Here is an 18,343-nt window from a genome sequence, read left to right as displayed (position 1 = left end):
ACAATACGTGATCGATCCTCAACGGAGTGTAGCTAGAGCTTGCCGTGTTGTGAGAGCTTTTCGCGGATTTTAGGATGCGCGATCCGAGTAGATTGGGGCCTGTGACCGCTTCAGACCTGTACCCCGTGTCCCGCCTCGCCGCCGTCCAGGAGGCCACCGCCAAAGCCGGACTGGACGCGCTGCTGCTGACCCCGGGCCCCGACCTGCGTTACGTCAGCGGCTACGACGCCAAGCCGCTGGAGCGGTTGACGTGCCTGGTGGTGCCCGCCACCGCCGAGCCGTACATGATGGTGCCCCGCCTGGAGCTGCCGGCCGCGCAGGCCTCGCCCGCGTCCAGGCTCGGCCTGGACTTCGTGGCCTGGGACGAGACCGACGACCCCTACCGGATCGCCGCCCGCCGCCTCGGCGAGGTGGCCAGGGTCGGGCTGGCCGACCGGATGTGGGCGATGTCCTCCCTGCGCTTCCGCGACGCGCTGCCCGGCGCCGAGCAGGTGCTGGCCGGCAGCGTGCTGCGGGAGCTGCGGATGCGCAAGTCCCCCGGCGAGGTGGCGGCGCTGCGCGAGGCCGGCGAGGCGATCGACTCCGTGCACCGGCAGGTGCCCGGGTTCCTGCGCGCCGGACGCACCGAGCGTGAGGTCGCCCGCGACATCGCCGAGGCCATCCTGGCCTCCGGCCACGACACGGTCGACTTCGTCATCGTCGCCTCCGGTCCCAACGGGGCCAGCCCGCACCACGAGGTTTCCGACCGGGTCATCCAGCCGGGCGAGCCGGTCGTCGTCGACATCGGCGGCCAGCTGCACAACGGCTACTGCTCCGACTCCACCCGCACCTACAGCGTCGGCGAGCCGCCCGCCGACTTCGCCGCCTACTACGAGGTGCTGCGCCGCGCCCAGGCCGCCGCCTGCGACGCCGTACGGCCCGGCGTGCCGTGCGAGTCCATCGACGCCGCCGCCCGGGAGATCATCGCCGACGCCGGCCACGGCGAGCACTTCATCCACCGCACCGGCCACGGCATCGGCATCGAGACGCACGAGGAGCCGTACATCGTCGCGGGCAACGGCGAGCCGATGGAGGCCGGGTTCGCCTTCTCCGTCGAGCCGGGCATCTACCTGGCCGGCCGGCACGGCGCGCGCATCGAGGACATCGTCGTGTGCACCGAGTCCGGCGGGGAGCGCCTCAACAACACCACCCGCGAGCTGGTGATCGTCTAGGCGCTCGTGACGCCGCCGCTCCCGTTTTCGCCTTCTGGGAAAGTTCCGTCGTACTTCGCCGGCATTCCGGTGTATCAAATCCGGCGCCGCGCGCTCTGAGAGTGCGAGGGCAAGGGAGGCGGGATGCGCGTCGGACGGATGGCGTCTGTCGCCTCGCCGTGCGCGGCGCCACGCCTGGCCCGGGACGAAGCCGCGCGCACGGTGGTGATCGAAGGGCCGGCGGTGGGGATCGGCCCTGACACGCCGCACCCTCACCCCGGCCGGGCCGCGGGGGTGCCGGGGAGGCGGCGGGCCTGGGGAGGCTCGCCGCCTTGAGGACGACGCCAGGGAGGCGGTGAGCGACGGGCGGGAGATCCCAGGGAGCCGGGAGCCGACCCGGCAGGTGCGCCGGAGTTGCCGCCGGAGGGGTCGGCAGTCTCCGGGCGGCCGCTGTCCGAACGGGCCGAGCGGTCGCGCGAGCACACCCTGGGACATTCACTGCGCGCCCGTACGCGACGCTCGCCACCTCCCCGGCGCGGCCGCGGTGGTCTCCGGCGTGATGGCCGGCCCGGTGGCGAGGGTCCAGGCCGGCCACCCGCGTCGTACGCCCAGGGCCGGCGGCGGGGATCCGGCCACCCTGCTGTCACCTTGATCGGGGGCTTGTGATCATGTGACAATTAATCACAAAGGGGTAACCGCGGGTGTTGGGGGGTCTCGCATGATCCGAGTGCCGATCGAGCGGACCTAGGATGCCGGGGGGCCTGCCGGACGAGGCGTTCGAGCTGGGCAGGACGTGCGCGCTGGCCGCCGAGTGCGGCAGGGACCTGCGGCGCTGCGCCGAGATGTACGCCGGGTTGTTCCCGGCGGCGACCTTCGACGGCGACTTCTACACCGCGCACTCGCTGACCGCCGCGTTCTGCGCGCCCTGGGCGAGCGCCGACCGGCTGAAGATGGCGGGCCGTACCGCGCTGTGGGTGCTCGCCCTGGACCGGCTCGTGGACCACACCACCGCCGGCCTGGAGCAGGTGAACACGCTGATCCGCGACTGCCTGGCGGTCGCCGACGGCGGGACGCCGCGGGCGGCCGTCACCCGTTTCCTGGCCGATCTGCGTGACGAACTGGCCACCGTCGAGGAGTTCGCCGAGCTGCACCGGCTCTGGCGGGACCAGCTCGCCAGGATGCTGGCCGGGATGGCCAGGGCCTGGGTGTGGCGGGACACCCGGGCCGAGATCACGCTGGCGCGGTTCGTCGGCAACGCCGACAGCCGCGGCACCTGCTTCGTGGATCTGTCGCACTGGATCTACGCCGGCGACGCGTGGGCCAAGGGGCACCTGGAGGAGCTGCGGGCGGCCAGCGAGCGGGTGCAGCGCTATCTGCACCTGCTCGGCGACCTGGCCTCCTACCGGCGGGACGTGAGCTGGGGCGATCTCAACGTGCTCACGCTGGGCGTCAGCAGGGGCGAGGTGACGGACGCGATGGCCGGCCTCGCGGGCGAGGCGGCCGAGCTGATCGACGGGGTACGGCAACGTAGCCCGCGTGCAGCCGACTACTTATGGCGACAAATGGGTTTTAACGCTGGATATAACAACATTTCGGACTATGGACGTCTATGAGTAACCGAGATGTCAGATAGCATGACAACTCGTTTTAACCAGCGCCCATTTTTGCCCCACCAAAGAGGTTATAGACGACAAACGGTGACATATCGATGTCCCGGGGGTCTTGGGCGCTTGAGTGGAATATGTCGCGTTGCTAGGGTGTCTCGATGCCAGGCAAGTGGATCAATCTTCTCGACGCCTTGACAGAAGCCACTGACCACGGCACCGCAGGCTGAGGGTCGCGCGGACGTGGAGGGAAGTGCAGGCGGTGCTGGATGGACTTCGGTCGCTCTGAGCGGTGGAGGCTGCCCACCCCGATCAAGATTCTGATCGCGGGCGGCTTCGGCGCGGGCAAGACCACCATGGTGGACGCGGTGTCGGAGACCCGGCCGCTGCGCACCGAGGAGGCGCTCACCCACATCGGCCGGCACATCGACGACCTGTCCGGCGTCGAGGCCAAGCCGACCACCACCGTGGCCATGGACTTCGGCCGCATCACCATCCGCGGCGACTACATGCTCTACCTGTTCGGCACCCCCGGTCAGGAGCGGTTCCTGTTCGTCTGGGACGACCTGGCCATGGGCGCGCTCGGCGCCGTGGTGCTGGCCGACACCCGCCGCCTGGCCGACTGCTTCCCGGCCATCGACTACTTCGAGAAGCGCCGCCAGCCGTTCGTGGTGGCGCTCAACTGCTTCGACGGCGCCCGCCCGTTCACCGTCGGCGAGGTGCGGCAGGCGCTGGGCCTGGATCCGGGTGTCCCGATCGTGCGCTGCGACGCCCGCAGGCGCGACTCCAGCAGGGACGTCCTGGTCACGCTCGTGGAGCACGCGCTGCGCATGGGCGCCTCCCCGGTCGGGACGATGTCGTGACCTCTACCGGCTACCTTTGACCGATGGAGGAGATCGACCGCAGGATCGTCACATTGCTGGCCGAGGACGGCCGGATGAGCTTCACCGAGCTGGCCAGGGAGACCGGGCTCTCGGTCTCGGCGGTGCATCAGCGGGTGCGCCGCCTGGAGAAGCGCGGCGTGCTGCGGGGATATGCCGCGATCATCGACTACGACGCGGTCGGGCTGCCGATGACCGCGTTCGTGTCGATCAAGCCGATCGACCCGGCCGCGCCCGATGACGCCCCCGACCGGTTGTCCCACCTGACGGCCATCGAGGCGTGCCACAGCGTGGCGGGCGACGAGAGCTACATCCTCAAGGTGCGGGTCGCCTCGCCGGTCGGGCTCGAGGAGCTGCTGCAGCAGATCCGCGCCCTCGCCAACGTCTCCACCCGCACCACGGTCGTGCTCAGCACCCCGTACGAGCACCGCGCCCCCGACGTGAAGGGCACGGACGAACCGCCCGAAGCGGAGTGACGCGCCGGGTGTCGAGGGCCGTGCTCAACCGCCGGCCCGGCCGTCGCGGATGTTGTCCAGGCGGTTCATGACGGGGGTGGCGGTGATCCCGTGCAGCACCACGGAGGCCAGCACGGCGAAGGCCACCACCGCCCACAGCTCCTCCGCCGCCACCCCGAAGTCCGCCTGACCCAGCGCGTAGGCCAGATAGAACAGCGAGCCGACGCCGCGCACGCCGAAGAACGAGATCGCGATGCGCTCCCGGGGCCCGGCCGCGCCGCCCAGCTGGGTCAGCCACCCCGCCACCGGCCGGATCACCAGCACCAGCAGGAGGCCGACGGCCGCGCCCCGCCAGGTGAGCGCCGCCAGCCCGCCGGTCGCGGCGAAGCCGCCGAGAAGGAGCAGCAGCCAGGCGGTCAGCAGCCGCTCGATCTGCTCCACGAAGCCGTGCAGGACGTTGTTGTAGCCGTGGCCGTGCTCGGCGCTCCTGATGGTGCACGCGGTGACGAAGACCGCGACGAAGCCGTAGCCGTGCACGAGCTCGGTCAGGCCGTAGGTGAGAAGGGTGGCGGCCAGGGCGACGAAGCCGTCGCGGTGCTCGGCCAGCCGCAGCTTCTCCACCCCGGCGTGGAAGAAGAGCCGGCCGAGCAGGCGGCCCAGCAACAGCCCGCAGATCACCCCGGCGGCGGTCCGGTACAGCACGTCCACCAGGGCCCACTCGCCCACCCAGCCCACGCCGCCGACCGCCGCGACGGCGATGGCCGCGTACACGATCGGGAAGGCCAGCCCGTCGTTCAGCCCGGCCTCCGAGGTCAGCGAGAAGCGGACCTCGTCGTCGGCGTTGGCCGCGTCGACCGGTTCGCCGACGTTGACGTCGGAGGCGAGCACCGGGTCGGTGGGCGCCAGCACCGCCCCGAGCAGGAGCGCCGCCCCGATCGGCCAGCCCAGCAGGAACAGGGCCGCGGCGGCGACGGCGGCGATGGTGAGCGGCATCGCCCAGCCGAGCAGCCGCCACGTCGTGGCCCAGCCGCGCAGCCCGGTCCGCCGGTTGATCGCCAGGCCCGCGCCCATCAGCGAGATGACGACGCAGAGCTCGGTGATGTGCTCCAGCGCCACCCGGTACGCGATCGGATCGGGCGTGGGTAACCCGATCGGCAGCAGGAACAGCAGCACGCCGCCGATCAGATAGGCCAGCGGCAGCGAGATCGCCCGCTTGGCGAGGATGCCGGGCAGCAGGGCGGCGAGCAGGGCGGCACCGCCGCCGATGGCGAGGAGGAGGTCTGGTGTCGGCATCGATGACCTAGTGCCCCATAGATCACCGCACATCCCCTATGGGGGAAATTTCAGGATCGGCTCGTCAGCCGGCCCAGCGCCTCGTCGTACGGCGGGTCGAACCAGTAGCCGACATGCCAGCGCGCCGCGGCGAGCGGCTCGCCCGCCTCCCACAGCGGCGGGTCCCAGCAGAACACGTCCACCTCCCCCTCACCCCGCTCCCGCCCGCCCTCCGGCTCACCCTCCGGCCCGAACGGGTCGGCCCGGTCGAAGACGGGACCGCCGATCGGGTCGCTCAGCCGGTAGAGGTTCACCCACCGCACCGCGTCGCGCACCGCCGACAGGCTCGCCGGGCCGAAGTACGCGGGGAAGAACGAGGCGTACAACCGGCGCAGCGGCGAGCCGTGCGTGAGCAGCCGGACCCGTTCCCGTACGGCCGGCCTGAGCTGCAGCACCACGGCGGCGGCGATGACGCTGCCCTGGCTGTGTCCGGAGATGAGCACCTGGTCCTCCTCGTCCCGGGTGAGCGCGTCCAGCCGGGCGACCAGCTCGGGCACGACCCGCTCGGTGTAGCAGGGCGGCGCCAGCGGGTGAATGGCGCGCGGCCAGAAGGTGGAGACGTCCCACAGGATGCCGACGGTCCTGCGCAGCCGGGAGTCGCTGTACGTGCGCCGCCCCAGCAGCACCAGACCGACGGCGAACGCCGCCATCGCCCAGCTGCCCAGGGTCGCGAACAGCCCCGCGGTGCCCTCCACCGGCGTGACCAGCCCCAACCGGTAGATCACGGTCACCACGGCGAACCCGGTCAGCCCGGTGCCCACCAGCAGCCCCAGCAGCAGCCCGGCCCGATCGGAGAGCGCCGCCAGCGACCACTTCCCGGCCACCTCGGCGGCGTGCGGCCCGTAGGAGGCCGCCAGCTTCGGGGCCAGCTTCGCGGTGGCCGCCTCGCGGATCCGCCACAGCACGACCGCGACCAGGACGACGCCCGCCACCATGACCGGGACCAGCGCCGCCGTCCACCAGACCGGGTCGTCGAGGAAGAGGTCGGTGCCGAGGTCCGCGGGCCTGGAGGGGGACTCCGGGATGCCGAAGAAGGACGCCGTCCAGAACATCAGGCCGAGCGCCAGCGCATTGGCGCTGCCCGCGGCCGCCATCAGCGTGAACCAGCTTGCCATCCCGCCCATCGCGCGCCGCTCGCCCGGATCCGCCGCCCGGCCGATCCGGTCCGCCGCACGACCGGCGGGCCGGTCCATCCGGGCGAGCGCCCAGGTCCCCGCCCCGATGGCCACCGCCAGCACCATCGTCATCCCGAGCTGGACCGTTCCAGCCCCGACCCCGGGCAGCTGCGCGCTCAGCGCCTCGCGCGGCACGCCGAGCGGCAGCCCGGCCAGCGCGCACCCGAACGTCACCAGGAAAAGCACAGGCGCCGCGATCTCCAGCGCCCGGCAGGCACGGGCCAGCCACCCGCCGTCCGCGTCGCCGGCCTCGGGATCCACCCGGCGGCCGATCCCCGGCAGCACCACCAGCACCACCGCGGCCACCTGGACGGCCGCGTTCGCCACGGTCAGCGCCGCCCCGCCCGCCGAACGGGCGAACGGCGCGGACACGGCCAGCCCGATCGCGCCGAGCGCGAAGGCGATGTGCACGCTCCGCAGCCGCCACACCGGGGCGCCACCGTGCCACAGCCGCCGCCGGGCCAGCAGCACCCCCGGATGCCCGAACCCGTCGGGAGGCAGCACCGTACGCTCGTCCCGCCGCCACGTACGCCGTGCGATCGCCCACAGCACCCCGACGACCACGAGCGGCACCAGCGCGGTGACGGCCAGCCGCCGGGACTCCTCCGTCCCCCACAACTGGCTCATCCAGTGCACCCACACCGGCGCGCCCTCCCGCGAGCAGGCCCGCCCGGCCGCCGTGCACTGCCAGCCGACGAGATCGACGCTCGCCCGGACCAGGGCGCCGACGAGCGTCCCGGTGAGCAGCAGCGCGAACAGCCGCTGCGCCGCCTCGACGGCATGGCGCAGCCGCCGCCCGCCCTCCGGTCGCGGCAGCATGAAGTACGCCAGGTTCGCCATCGAGAACGGCAGCAGGAGCAGCCACAGCGCGATGGTCCGCCCGCCGGAGGTGAGCCCGCCCCACGCGTACGCCTCCCGATGCCGCACGCCCGGCACGTCGGCGTCCCGCCCGGCGGGCCTGCCGGACGGCCACCAGCGGCGGTAGAACCCGGTGGTCCGGTCGCCGGCCACCGGCCGGGGATAGGGATGGTTGAGCATCGAGTTCGGCGGCGTGCCGGAGACGCCGTGCACGCGCAACTCGGTCACGCCCGCGGTGCTGGTGTCCAGAAACCCGTCCATGACCGCAGGATGACGCCGGTCAGGGCACTCGCGCCGCACAATCGCCCATTCACCGGGAGCCCCCGGTGGCGTAGTGAGCGCGGAGCCGCGCCTTGGCGGCCCGCGTGGCGCCCAGGTGGTCCAGGCCGCTGAGCGCGGCTCCGGCGATGGGCGCGAGCCGCGCCGGCACCAGCTCCGCCTTCGGCGCCCTGGACGCGAACGCGGCCTCCAGACGGCCCGTCAGCCGCCGATGCCCGGCGGTGAGTATCCCGCCGCCCAGCACCACCTGCGCGGGCGTGTCCAGCAACGACAGGCGGCGCAGGCACACCTCCGCGAGCACCACCACCTCGTCCGCGAGCCGGTCCACCAGCGCGCCCGCCACCTCGTCACCCGCCTCGGCGGCGGCGAAGACCCCGGGGGCGAGCTCGTGCAGCCGGTTCACGTCCAGCTCGCCGAAGTGCATCGCCAGGACGACCTGCTCGACCGTGGCGGCGGCGAAGTGGGTCGTCACCAGCTCGGCCAGGGCGGTCGCCGGGCCCCGGCCGTCCTCGGCGCGGACCGCGTGCCACAGCGCCTCCTGGCCGAGGCCCTCGCCGCCGCCCCAGTCGCCGCTGAGCCGCCCGAGCGCGGGAAAGCGGGCGACCTGCCCGGTGGGGGAGGCGCCGACCGCGTTGATCCCCGCCCCGCACACCACCGCGACACCCCACGAACCCGACACACCCGCGCGCAGCAACGCGAAGGCGTCGTTACGGACCACGACGTCGGCGCCGAACCCCCTCGCGGCGAACTCCCGCGCCAGCGCCTCCTCCTCCACCGGCAGATCCGCCCCCGCCAGAAACGCGGCCACATGATCGAACGCCACCCCACCCGGCCACGCCGACGACAGCGCCCCCGCCGGCCCACCGTCCGCCCGCGCGGCGGCCAGCGCCTGCTCCACCACGTCGACCGCCGCCGCCACGCCCGCGCTCTGCGGGAGAAAGGGGCCTGCGCGGCCGGTCGCCAGCACCTCGCCGTCCTCGGCCACCACCGCCACGTCGGTCTTGCTGTTGCCGCCGTCCACCGCCAGCAGCAGCCGGCGAGCCGCCACCGGCCCACCGCCCGCGGCAGCGTCCCGTGAGCCCGCCGCCACCCCAGCGCCCAAGGCAGCGTCCCGCGAGCCCGCCACTAGCCCACCGCCCACGGCAGGTGGTCGCGGTTGGCCTCCAGCAGCAGGCCGGTCAGCTCCTGCGCGACCGCGTCCTGGCCGACCAGCGGGTGCGCCAGCAGAGCGTCCCGCACGCGGTCCGCCCCGCCGTGCAGGGCCGCGCGCAGCGCGAGGGTCTCGTACGCCGACACATGCGCGATCAGTCCCGCGTACAGCGGCTCCACCGGCGTCACCGGCAGCGGCGCGGCCCCCGACGCGCTGACCGTCGCCGGCACCTCGATCACCGCCTCCGGGTCCAGGAACGGCAGCGTGCCGCCGTTGCGCACGTTCACCACCTGGGTGTCACCCCGATCGCCCAGCAGGGAGGCGATCAGCGCGACCGCGGCCTCGGAGTAGAAGGCGCCACCCCGCTCCGACAGCAGCTCGGGCTTGGTCACCACCGCCGGGTCGGCGTACATCGCCAGCAGCCGCCTCTCCATCGCCGCCACCTCCGCCGCGCGCGACGGCTTGACGCGCTGCTCGGCCACCACCTCGTCGTGGGCGTAGAAGTACCGCAGGTAGTAGGACGGCACCGAGCCGAGCCTGCGCAGCAGCCCGGCGCGCAGGCCCACGTCGGCCGCGATCTCCTCGGCGTGGCCGGCCAGCAGCGACGGCAGCACGTCCCGCCCGTCCAGGAACACCGCCCGCTCCCAGGACAGGTGGTTGAGCCCGACGTGGCCGAGCGAAACCCGCGCGGGCTCGACCCCCAGCGTGGCGGCGAAACGCCGCTGGAGGCCGATGGCCACGTTGCACAGCCCGATCGCCCGGTGCCCCGCGTCCAGCAGCGCCCTGGTCACGATGCCGACCGGGTTGGTGAAGTCGACGATCCAGGCGCCGGGGGCCTCGCGCCGGACCACGTCGGCGATCTCCAGCACCACCGGGACCGTCCGCAGCGCCTTGGCCAGGCCGCCCGCGCCCGTCGTCTCCTGTCCCACGCAGCCGCAGCGCAGCGGCAGCGTCTCGTCCACGTCGCGAGCGGCCTGGCCGCCGACCCGGAGCTGGAACAGCACGGCGCGCGCTCCCGCGACCCCCTCCTCGACCGAGGAGGTGGCCACGATCCGGGCCGGATGCCCGGCCTGGGCGAGCATCCGCCGCGCCATCCCCGCCACCACGTCGAGTCTCGATCCATCGGGATCTATGAGGGCGATCTCCGTGACGGGCAGCTCATCGCTGAGCCGCGCGAAACCGTCGATCAACTCGGGCGTGTACGTCGAACCGCCCCCGACCACAGCCAGTCTCACCCGTTCACTCCTGTCATGGTCGCGCTCCCGGGAGGCTCACCGTCTGGGCCCCGTGGAGTCGAAGATCTCGTCCTGGACGGTCGCCAGGGCGAGGTCGAGCGCCCCGGCCAGCACCGGGTTCCCCCGCACCGCCGACAACCGCACCCGGGGCCGGGCGATCGTCAGCGCGTGCAGCTCCTCCTCGATCAGCCCGCGCAGCGTCTCCCCACCGGCCAGGACGACCCCGCCGGTCAGCACGATCAGCCCCGGATCCACCACGGACGTGATCGCGGCCAGCCCCACCGCCAGCCGCGCCGCGACCTCCCGCAACGCCACCCCGGCCACCTCGGCCCCCACCGTCGCTGGGCCGACCCCCGTGGGGCGAACCGTTGTGGGGCTGACCGTCGCGGGGCCCGCGGCCGCGGCCGCCGCGTGGGCGACGGCCTGGCGGAGGTCGGCGCCCGGCACGCCGTGGGAGCGCAGCACGCGCAGCACGGCCGCGCCGCCGGTGAGCGCCTGGTAGCCGTGGTCGGCGTACTGACCGGTCTCGCGGGCCGTGGGCGCGCCCGGCGCGGGCATGTAACCGACCTCGCCCGCGCCGCCGGTGGCGCCGCGATGCAGCCGGCCGCCGAGCACGATGGCCGCGCCGATGCCCTCGTCGGCCCACAGCAGCACGAAGTCGGGCGTGCCGCGTGCCGAGCCGTGCGCCTGCTCGGCCAGGGCCACCAGGTTGACGTTGTTCTCCACCGAGACCGGCACGCCCAGCCCTTCGGTGAGGGCCGGCTCCAGGTCGTCGATGTGCCATCCCGGCATGTCCCGCGCGGTGGCGTACCCGAGCCTGCCGGTGGCGGGGTCGAGCGCCGCCTCGACGCCGATCACCACGCGGCGCGGCGGCGCGGGCGGGTTCGCGCCGGCCAGCGCCGCGCGCAACCGGTCGATCAGGGTGCCGCGCGGGCGCGGCCCGGTGGCGAGGGTGTGCTCGCCGACGACGGCGCCGGACAGGTCGGCCACCCTGGCCTCGACGCGGGTGGCGGTGACGTCGAGCGCCGCCGCGTACGCCGCCGCGGGGTTGATGCGGTAGACCTCGGCCGTACGGCCCGGCAGGCCGTGCCGGACGCCGTCCAGGACCACCAGGCCCGCCTCCTGGAGCCGGAACAGGAGCTGGGAGGCCGTCGGCTTGGACAGGCCGGTCAGCGTGCCGATCTCGGGGCGGGTCAGCGGGCCGCGCTCCAGAAGCACGCGCAGAGCGGCGCGATCATTGATGGCGCGTAGCAGACTGGGAGTGCCCGGTACGGGAGCGCTCACTGTCACCCCTTCGCAACGTTAGGAAACTTTCCTAACGAAAAGGAACGTAAGGAGTGCGAGGGGGTTCGGTCAAGAGTCGAAACCGAGCCGTGATCACCGGCGGAAGGGGGGATCACGCGAAAGAGTGGGCGTCCCTCGACGGGCATGCTAATGTCATCGTTTGTCGTAACAACAAGCAGAATAGCCCGGAGTGTCCCATTACCCACATTAATGGTCTGGCGGCAACGCGTCAAACAGAGCTCGCCAAGGAGCAGGCGTACGTCACCCGCCTCTACGACCGTCTCGACGTGCTGCGTGAGCGCACCCAGGGGCAACTCAAGGACGTGCTGGCGGCCGGCGCCGTCGGGACGATGCAGAACAGGTCGGAGCGTGACACCTTCGCCGAGATGTACGCCACCAGGCTGGCCAGGTTGTGGGCGGTGGAGCGCGGGCTGGCCTTCGGCCGGCTCGACCACGTCGACGAGGGCCGGCTCTACATCGGCAAGCTCGGTCTGAGCGACGACGAGCAGGAGCGGCTGCTCATCGACTGGCGGGCGCCGATCGCGCAGCCGTTCTACCGCGCCACCCCGTCCGCGCCGATGGGCGTGACCAGGCGCCGCCACCTGCAGACCAAGGGACGTGTGGTCAAGGCCGTCGAGGACGACCTGCTCGACTTCGACGCGCTCACCGACGACGACCGCGCCACGCTCAACGGCGAGGCCGCGCTGCTGGCCGCGCTGGACGAGCGGCGCACCGGCCGGATGCGCGACATCGTCGCCACCATCCAGTCCGAGCAGGACCGCGTCATCAGGTCCGACCTCAACGGCGTGCTCGTCGTCCAGGGCGGCCCCGGCACCGGCAAGACCGTCGTCGCCCTGCATCGCGCCGCCTACCTGCTCTACACGCACCGGGAGCGCCTGGAGCGCCGCGGCGTGCTCATCCTCGGCCCGAACCTCACCTTCCTGCGCTACATCGAGCAGGTGCTGCCCTCGCTCGGCGAGACGGACGTGCTGTTGTCCACCGTCGGCGAGCTCTACCCCGGCCTGGTCGCCGGCGCCAGGGAGCGGCCCGAGGTGGCCGCGCTCAAGGGCGACCTGCGCATGGCCGAGGTACTCGCCAAGGCCGTGCGCGAGCGGCAGCGGGTGCCCCGCAAGCCCGTCGAGCTGAACCTGGGCCGCTACACCCTCACCATCGACCGCAACATGCTGGAGTCGGCACGCGGCAAGGCCACCCGGTCCCGCCGCCCGCACAACCAGGCGCGCGCCACCTTCGTCAGGTCCCTGCTCAACGCCCTGGCCAGGCAGGTGGCCAGAAAGCTCGGCAAGGGCCTGATCGACGACGACGAGCTCGCCGACCTGCGCGAGGAACTGCGGACCGAGCCGGTCGTCAGAGCCGCGCTCAACCGGCTGTGGCCCTATCTCACCCCGCAGCGCCTGCTGCTGAGCCTGTACGGCTCGGCGGAGCGGCTCGACCACGCCGCCTCGGCGCTGTCCCCGCGGGAGCGGGAGCTGCTGCGGCGCGACGGGGCCGCCGAGTGGACCGAGTCCGACGTGCCGCTGCTCGACGAGGCGGCCGAGCTGCTGGGCGAGATCGACGAGCAGGTGCTGCGCGCCAGCGCGATGCAGGCCGAGGAGGAGCTCGCCGCGGCCCGGGAGGCCGAGGAGCACGAGCGCGAGGCCGAACTCGCCTACGCCCGCGAGGTCCTGGAGCTGACGGGCCTGTCGGACGTCATGGAGGCCGAACGCCTCGCCGAGCGGCACCGCGGTGACGGCCCCTATCTGACCACCGCCGAGCGCGCGGCGGCCGACCGCAACTGGGCCTACGGGCACGTGATCGTGGACGAGGCGCAGGAGCTGTCGCCGATGGCCTGGCGCTCGATCATGCGCCGCATCCCCACCCGTTCGATGACGATCGTCGGCGACATCGCGCAGACCGGTTCGACCGCCGGGGCCCGCTCCTGGGCCGACGTGCTCGACCCGTACGTGGCCGGGCGCTGGCGGCAGGAACGGCTGAGCGTCAACTACCGCACGCCGGTGGAGTTGATGGCGCTGGCCTCCCGGGTGCTCGCCACCATCGATCCGGAGCTGGAGCCGCCGACCTCGGTCCGCGAAGGCGGTGTCGAGCCCTGGTCGGCGCCGCTGGCGGCGTTGCCGGAGCTGGTCAAGGCGGAGGTCGGGGAGGGCGGCAAGGTGGCCGTGGTGGTGCCCGACGCGATGCTCGCCGAGCTGGGCGAGGCGGTCCTCGGCGCGGTCGACGGCGCGGTGGTGATCGCGCCGGGGGCGGGCCGGGCGCACGGCGCGGCGGCGCTCGACGCCCCGGTGGCCGTGCTCGCGGTGGCCGACGCCAAGGGGCTGGAGTTCGACTCGGTGATCGTCGCCGAGCCCGACCTCATCGCCGGGCAGTCGCCGCGCGGGCCGAGCGACCTCTACGTCGCTCTCACCCGTGCCACGCAACGGCTCGGAGTCGTCCACGAACGGCCCCTGTCGCAGGCGTTGAGCGGCTTGCCAAGCCGCTCGAACGGGCCTGCAAATGGTGATTAACGTGCTTTAGTGGCGCTGGCCCAGACGCTCCCACCTGCGAAAACTTGATGTTCTCGCTGATCGGGACACGGTTGACATCTGAGGTGGAGTCGGTAGTTTGCTGCCCAGTCCAGCACGGGACTTGGCCGGTTGGCCGTCTCTGACATCGTCGGATCCTGCGCCCGTGACGGAGCGAGCTCCGTCCACACAGCCAGGTGCAGGGCCGTCGGTCCGTCGAGTCGGGGCACCCCAGCCGGGCGGGGGGTTGGACCCGGGACGGGCCCGGGAGCCCAGTAGACAACGGAATTTCGCGCTCGCCGCCGACGAGACGGATCCGGTCCGAAGGGTTCTCGGGCCCTCTTCCCGCTCTCGTGCGCGGGATCGTCAGCGCGCCGGGTGATCTCGTCAGCGACGGGATCACCCTGCCGCTCCTCGCGCCCGGCGTCTCGCCGCGCGCCGCTCGCCGGAGCCCGATCCGGTACGACACCGCCCGATGACGGCCGATGACGGCCGGATCCCTTCGTCGTGCCGTGACCTGAGCGCGGCCCCGGGGCGGTAGCGTTTTCGCTGAGAAGGCGTGCGAGTCGCGAGGAGAGCCTGAGTGGTGCAGGAAAAGACGGGCACATCGCCCACCCTCGCGCCCGGTTCGGTTGCCGCCGAGCCGCGTCGCCGCGCGCCTGCTCCCGAGTCGAGGTGGATCCTGTCCGGCCGGGTGGCCGCCGCCGTCGCCGGGGGCGTGCTGCTCTTCCTGTCCTTCCCGCCGCTGGACTGGTGGCTGTGCGCCCCGCTGGGGCTGGGGCTGGTCGTGGCCTCGCTCTACGGCGCCAGGCCCGGACGGGCGGCCTGGGTGGCTTACGTGGGCGCCGTGGTGTTCCTGCTGCCGGCGTTGTCCTGGGTGCGGCCGATCGGCGACGACGTCTGGCTGATGCTGGTGGGCGTCGAGAGCCTGTTCTACGCCGCCTTGGCGGTGCCGGTCTCGCTGGTGTTCAGGCTGCGGCTGTGGCCGGTCTACTTCGCCGCGCTCTGGGTGGCCATGGAGTGGATCCGCGGCCTGGTGCCGATCGGCGGCTTCCCCTGGGCGCGGATCGCCTTCAGCCAGGGCGAGTCGGTGTTCACCCCCTACGCCGCGCTGGGCGGCGCGCCGCTGGTGTCGTTCGCCGTGGCCCTGTGCGGGGCCCTGCTCGCCTACGCGCTCCTGCGGCCCGCCGCTGGCCTGCGGCAGGCGATCCCGCTGGCGCTCGCCCTGGCCGTGCCGCTGCTCGGCCTGGCCGTGCCGCGGCACGGCGACGAGGGGCGCACCGTCAACGTGGGCATCGTCCAGGGCAACGTGCCCGGCCGGGGCATGTACTTCCTCGGCGACGAGCCCGCCGTCGTGCTGAAGAACCACGCCGAGGAGACCAAGCGGCTGGCGCGGGCCGTGCGGGCCGGCGAGCTGCCCAAGCCCGACGTGGTGGTCCTGCCGGAGAACTCCACCGACATCGACCCCTACCGCGACGCCTCCGCCTACCGGACGATCGACGAGGCGGTGAAGGACGTCGGCGTGCCCACGCTGGTCGGCGCCGTGGTGGCGGTCGGCGAGGAACACCGGGCCACCCGCAGCCTGGTCTGGGACCCGGCCACCGGACCGGGCGCCTACTACGACAAGCAGCGGCTGGTCCCCTTCGGCGAGTACACCCCGTTCAAGGACCTCGTGATGGCCCTGTACGACCGGGCCGCGATGGTCGGCAGGCAGTCGGTCCCCGGCGTGGGGCCGGGCGACCTGAAGCTGGGGCCGGTCACCATCGGCGCGGTCAACTGCTACGAGGTCGCCTACGACGACACCGTGCGCGAGACCGTGCGGACCGGTGCCACGCCCATGGTGGTGCAGACCAACAACGCCTCCTACGCGCTGACCAATCTGCCCGCGCAGCAACTCGCCATGTCAAAGCTGCGGGCGGTCGAGCACAACAGGGCCTTCGTCACCGCCGCAACCACCGGTATATCCGCGTTTGTCACCCCTGACGGTAAAGTCTCCTGGCAGACTCGCGAGCTGGTCGCGGACATGACCGTGGTGAAGGTGCCGGTGCGGACCGAAATGACGGTCGCCACCAAGGTCGGAGCGGCACCCGAGTGGGCATTGATCGGGTTGGGAGCGGCGGCGGCCTTCGCGGCCGTATGGCGCAGGCGGCGGCACGACCGGATGGGGAATGAGTGACGATGGAGACTCTTGGGCGGGTGCTGGTCGTCGTCCCGACCTACAACGAGCGCGACAACCTGCCGAAGATCGCCGAGCGGTTGCGGGCCGCGCTGCCCGAGGCGCACCTGCTGGTGGCCGATGACAGCAGCCCCGACGGCACCGGCGAGATCGCCGACGCGCTCGCCGCCGGCGACGATCACGTCCACGTCCTGCACCGGCCCGCCAAGCAGGGGCTGGGCGCCGCCTACATCGCCGGATTCCGCTGGGGCCTGTCGGAGGGCTTCGACGTGCTGGTGGAGATGGACGCCGACGGCTCGCACCAGCCCGAGGAGCTGCACAAGCTGCTCGCGGCCCTGGTCGACGGCGCCGACCTGGCGATCGGCTCGCGCTACGTCCCCGGCGGCCGGGTGACCAACTGGCCGGCCTCGCGGGAGTTCCTGTCCAGGGGCGCCAACCTCTACACGCGGATCATGCTCGGCCTGCCGGTCCGCGACGCGACGGCGGGCTTCCGCGCCTACCCGGCGGCCACCCTGGACAAGGTCGGCCTGGCCGATGTGGAGTCGCAGGGCTACTGCTTCCAGGTCGACCTCACCCTGCGTACGGCCCGGCACGGGCTGCGGGTGGCCGAGGTGCCGATCACGTTCGTGGAGCGCACCGTCGGCACCAGCAAGATGAGCGGCCGGGTCATGGCCGAGGCGTTCTGGCGCGTCACCCAGTGGGGGATCACCGGCCTGCCGGCCAGGCTGCGCAGACGGCGGGTCTGATCCCGGTCCTCCGGAACGCATCGGCCGCACCGGGCGTTGTCCTTGATGTAGACGAATGCTGAAGCGAGGCGACGATGCGGCTCCTGCTTTTCCTGGCCTTCCTGCTGATCCCCGTGCTGGAGATCTGGCTGCTCATTCAGGTGGGCACGGTGATCGGCGGCTGGCCGACCGTGGGCCTGCTGGTCATCATCAGCCTGCTGGGCACCTGGCTGGTCCGCCGCGAGGGGCGCAGGGCCTGGAACAACCTGCAGAGCTCGCTGCAGGCGGGCCGGATGCCCGACCGCGAGCTGGCCGACGGCGGGCTGATCCTGGTGGGCGGCGTGCTGCTGCTGACGCCCGGTTTCTTCAGTGACGTGCTGGGGCTGCTGTGCATCATGCCGTTCACCCGGCCGGCGATGCGGCGGCTCGGCATGTGGTTCTTCGACCGGCGGGTCAAGAGGATGGCGGCGGCCTCGCCGTACGCGAACCTCTTCCCGGCGCCGCCCGGTGCGGCGCCCGCGGGCGCCGCGCGAGCGGAGTCGCCGCAGGGCCGGGTCGTGCACGGCGAGGTCATCCGCGAGGACCGCGACGCCTGACCGCCCAGCTCGAACAAGGTTCAAGCAGCTACTTGCACATTGTTCGAGGTCTGCGTAGCCGCCACTTGTACATAGTCCAAGTGGCGGAGGGCGGGCATTCATGTCGCAGGAGAAGCTGTCCGATCTCGTGCCGGGGGTGTCCGCCGGGGTGCTGACGGGCGGCCGGGAGCCTACGCGTCCCACGGTGTGACGAGCCTGGACAATCCACTGCCGGCCGATGAGCGGACGCTGTTCCAACTGGCCTCGGTGACCAAGAACCGAGGGCGGTCTGAAGGGGCAGCGCGGCTTCTTCACCCGCGACGACGGCGGCGCGATCGTGGGCGTCGACCTGGCCGGGCGGCTCTTCGGCCGGCCGCACGGTGAGCGAACGGTCCCACCTGGGCCGCCCCACGCGCCTCACCCGAGACACCTATCCGGCGACCGGCACGTGGTCACGGCAGAGAGAAACCCCCGGGCCATGGGCCCGGGGGTTTTCACCGTGAGATGTCGTCAGGCGCTCTTGCGACGCTGGGCCCTCAGGACCGCCAGCCTCTCGTTGAGCACCTCTTCCAGGTCCTCGATGGACCTCCGCTCTAGAAGCATGTCCCAGTGTGTCCGCGGGGGCTTCGTCTTCTTCGACTCCGGCTGCTCGCCGTCCACCCGCAGCGCGGTCGCGCCGCACATGCGGCACTCCCAGGTAGCGGGGATCTCGGCCTCGGCGGCAAGCGGAACGTCGAAGTGATGACCCTTTGGGCAGGTGTAGGACACCTCCTGGCGGGGGGCCAGATCCGTGTTACGGTCGTTCTCGTAGCTGGTTGCCCCGAGCCGGGTGCCACGAAGCGCGCGCTCGCCCATGTTTAAATGCCTCCTACAGGGCCCCCATGCGTGGGGGGTCTGTCTCCCACGGT

16 protein-coding genes are annotated in these 18,343 nt (G+C 72.6%); 9 read left to right on the top strand and 7 right to left on the bottom strand.

Features of this window, described 5'->3' with window-relative positions; translation table 11 throughout:
- Positions 1-101: 101 nt before the first annotated feature.
- Positions 102-1,211, top strand: a complete 1,110-nt coding sequence (locus ACIBQX_RS37405) for a M24 family metallopeptidase (protein ID WP_397013092.1) — start codon at positions 102-104, stop codon at positions 1,209-1,211.
- Between the two features lie 474 nt (positions 1,212-1,685).
- Here ACIBQX_RS37405 and ACIBQX_RS37400 read toward each other — a convergent pair whose 3' ends face one another.
- On the bottom strand, positions 1,686-1,826 hold the full coding sequence (locus ACIBQX_RS37400) for a hypothetical protein (RefSeq protein WP_397013091.1): 141 nt from the start codon (positions 1,824-1,826) through the stop codon (positions 1,686-1,688).
- A gap of 113 nt (positions 1,827-1,939) precedes the next feature.
- On the opposite strand from ACIBQX_RS37400, the gene ACIBQX_RS37395 reads away from it, so the two are divergent.
- The 3 genes from ACIBQX_RS37395 (at position 1,940) to ACIBQX_RS37385 (ending at position 4,151) form a co-directional block, all read left to right on the top strand.
- Positions 1,940-2,803, top strand: coding sequence for a hypothetical protein (locus tag ACIBQX_RS37395; RefSeq protein ID WP_397013089.1), 864 nt, complete (start codon positions 1,940-1,942; stop codon positions 2,801-2,803).
- A 260-nt stretch (positions 2,804-3,063) separates the two neighbouring features.
- Entirely contained in the window at positions 3,064-3,657 is a 594-nt protein-coding gene (locus tag ACIBQX_RS37390; protein ID WP_397013088.1) for a GTP-binding protein, read from the top strand.
- 23 nt (positions 3,658-3,680) lie between these two features.
- Complete coding sequence (locus tag ACIBQX_RS37385; protein ID WP_397013086.1) at positions 3,681-4,151, top strand: Lrp/AsnC family transcriptional regulator; 471 nt, start codon at positions 3,681-3,683, stop codon at positions 4,149-4,151.
- A 24-nt stretch (positions 4,152-4,175) separates the two neighbouring features.
- On the opposite strand, the gene ACIBQX_RS37380 is transcribed toward ACIBQX_RS37385, so the two are convergent.
- The 5 genes from ACIBQX_RS37380 to ACIBQX_RS37360 form a co-directional block, all read right to left on the bottom strand.
- Positions 4,176-5,423 carry a cation:proton antiporter gene (locus ACIBQX_RS37380; RefSeq protein WP_397013085.1) on the bottom strand — a complete coding sequence of 416 codons (1,248 nt, stop codon included), beginning with the start codon at positions 5,421-5,423 and terminating at the stop codon, positions 4,176-4,178.
- 50 nt (positions 5,424-5,473) lie between these two features.
- On the bottom strand, positions 5,474-7,756 hold the full coding sequence (locus tag ACIBQX_RS37375; protein WP_397013084.1) for a hypothetical protein: 2,283 nt from the start codon (positions 7,754-7,756) through the stop codon (positions 5,474-5,476).
- Positions 7,757-7,805: 49 nt separating this feature from the next.
- Entirely contained in the window at positions 7,806-8,822 is a 1,017-nt protein-coding gene (locus ACIBQX_RS37370) for an N-acetylglucosamine kinase (RefSeq protein ID WP_397013082.1), read from the bottom strand.
- Between the two features lie 77 nt (positions 8,823-8,899).
- Positions 8,900-10,159 carry a 6-phospho-beta-glucosidase gene (locus tag ACIBQX_RS37365; protein ID WP_397013080.1) on the bottom strand — a complete coding sequence of 420 codons (1,260 nt, stop codon included), beginning with the start codon at positions 10,157-10,159 and terminating at the stop codon, positions 8,900-8,902.
- Positions 10,160-10,195: 36 nt separating this feature from the next.
- On the bottom strand, positions 10,196-11,443 hold the full coding sequence (locus tag ACIBQX_RS37360) for an ROK family protein (protein ID WP_397013079.1): 1,248 nt from the start codon (positions 11,441-11,443) through the stop codon (positions 10,196-10,198).
- Between the two features lie 350 nt (positions 11,444-11,793).
- Here ACIBQX_RS37360 and ACIBQX_RS37355 point away from each other — a divergent pair, with 350 nt between their 5' ends.
- The 5 genes from ACIBQX_RS37355 (at position 11,794) to ACIBQX_RS37335 (ending at position 17,456) form a co-directional block, all read left to right on the top strand.
- Entirely contained in the window at positions 11,794-13,962 is a 2,169-nt protein-coding gene (locus ACIBQX_RS37355) for a HelD family protein (RefSeq protein WP_397013480.1), read from the top strand.
- Between the two features lie 350 nt (positions 13,963-14,312).
- Positions 14,313-14,438 carry a hypothetical protein gene (locus ACIBQX_RS37350; protein WP_397013077.1) on the top strand — a complete coding sequence of 42 codons (126 nt, stop codon included), beginning with the start codon at positions 14,313-14,315 and terminating at the stop codon, positions 14,436-14,438.
- A 104-nt stretch (positions 14,439-14,542) separates the two neighbouring features.
- A complete protein-coding gene (lnt, locus tag ACIBQX_RS37345; protein WP_397013075.1) occupies positions 14,543-16,135 on the top strand; it encodes an apolipoprotein N-acyltransferase in 1,593 nt (530 codons plus the stop codon).
- A gap of 2 nt (positions 16,136-16,137) precedes the next feature.
- Positions 16,138-16,881 (top strand): polyprenol monophosphomannose synthase, encoded by a 744-nt coding sequence (locus ACIBQX_RS37340; protein WP_397013073.1) that lies wholly within the window; start codon positions 16,138-16,140, stop codon positions 16,879-16,881.
- Positions 16,882-16,955: 74 nt separating this feature from the next.
- Positions 16,956-17,456 (top strand): FxsA family protein, encoded by a 501-nt coding sequence (locus ACIBQX_RS37335; protein ID WP_397013071.1) that lies wholly within the window; start codon positions 16,956-16,958, stop codon positions 17,454-17,456.
- A 489-nt stretch (positions 17,457-17,945) separates the two neighbouring features.
- On the opposite strand, the gene ACIBQX_RS37330 is transcribed toward ACIBQX_RS37335, so the two are convergent.
- Positions 17,946-18,290 (bottom strand): RNA polymerase-binding protein RbpA, encoded by a 345-nt coding sequence (locus tag ACIBQX_RS37330; RefSeq protein ID WP_189140545.1) that lies wholly within the window; start codon positions 18,288-18,290, stop codon positions 17,946-17,948.
- Positions 18,291-18,343 lie beyond the last annotated feature (53 nt).

The sequence above is a fragment of the Nonomuraea sp. NPDC049714 genome, assembly GCF_044465295.1.
In the GTDB taxonomy this organism is placed as follows: domain Bacteria; phylum Actinomycetota; class Actinomycetes; order Streptosporangiales; family Streptosporangiaceae; genus Nonomuraea.
This window is presented reverse-complemented; position numbering and strand designations above follow the sequence as displayed.

Bases quoted from the DNA above. Each gene is read 5' to 3' on its own strand.
- ACIBQX_RS37340 (WP_397013073.1), top strand. From the start codon at position 16,138: ATGGAGACTCTTGGGCGGGTGCTGGTCGTCGTCCCGACCTACAACGAG.
- ACIBQX_RS37330 (WP_189140545.1), bottom strand. From the start codon at position 18,290: ATGGGCGAGCGCGCGCTTCGTGGCACCCGGCTCGGGGCAACCAGCTAC.
- ACIBQX_RS37390 (WP_397013088.1), top strand. From the start codon at position 3,064: ATGGACTTCGGTCGCTCTGAGCGGTGGAGGCTGCCCACCCCGATCAAG.
- ACIBQX_RS37355 (WP_397013480.1), top strand. From the start codon at position 11,794: ATGCAGAACAGGTCGGAGCGTGACACCTTCGCCGAGATGTACGCCACC.
- ACIBQX_RS37385 (WP_397013086.1), top strand. From the start codon at position 3,681: ATGGAGGAGATCGACCGCAGGATCGTCACATTGCTGGCCGAGGACGGC.
- ACIBQX_RS37375 (WP_397013084.1), bottom strand. From the start codon at position 7,756: ATGGACGGGTTTCTGGACACCAGCACCGCGGGCGTGACCGAGTTGCGC.
- ACIBQX_RS37380 (WP_397013085.1), bottom strand. From the start codon at position 5,423: ATGCCGACACCAGACCTCCTCCTCGCCATCGGCGGCGGTGCCGCCCTG.
- ACIBQX_RS37395 (WP_397013089.1), top strand. From the start codon at position 1,940: ATGCCGGGGGGCCTGCCGGACGAGGCGTTCGAGCTGGGCAGGACGTGC.
- ACIBQX_RS37335 (WP_397013071.1), top strand. From the start codon at position 16,956: ATGCGGCTCCTGCTTTTCCTGGCCTTCCTGCTGATCCCCGTGCTGGAG.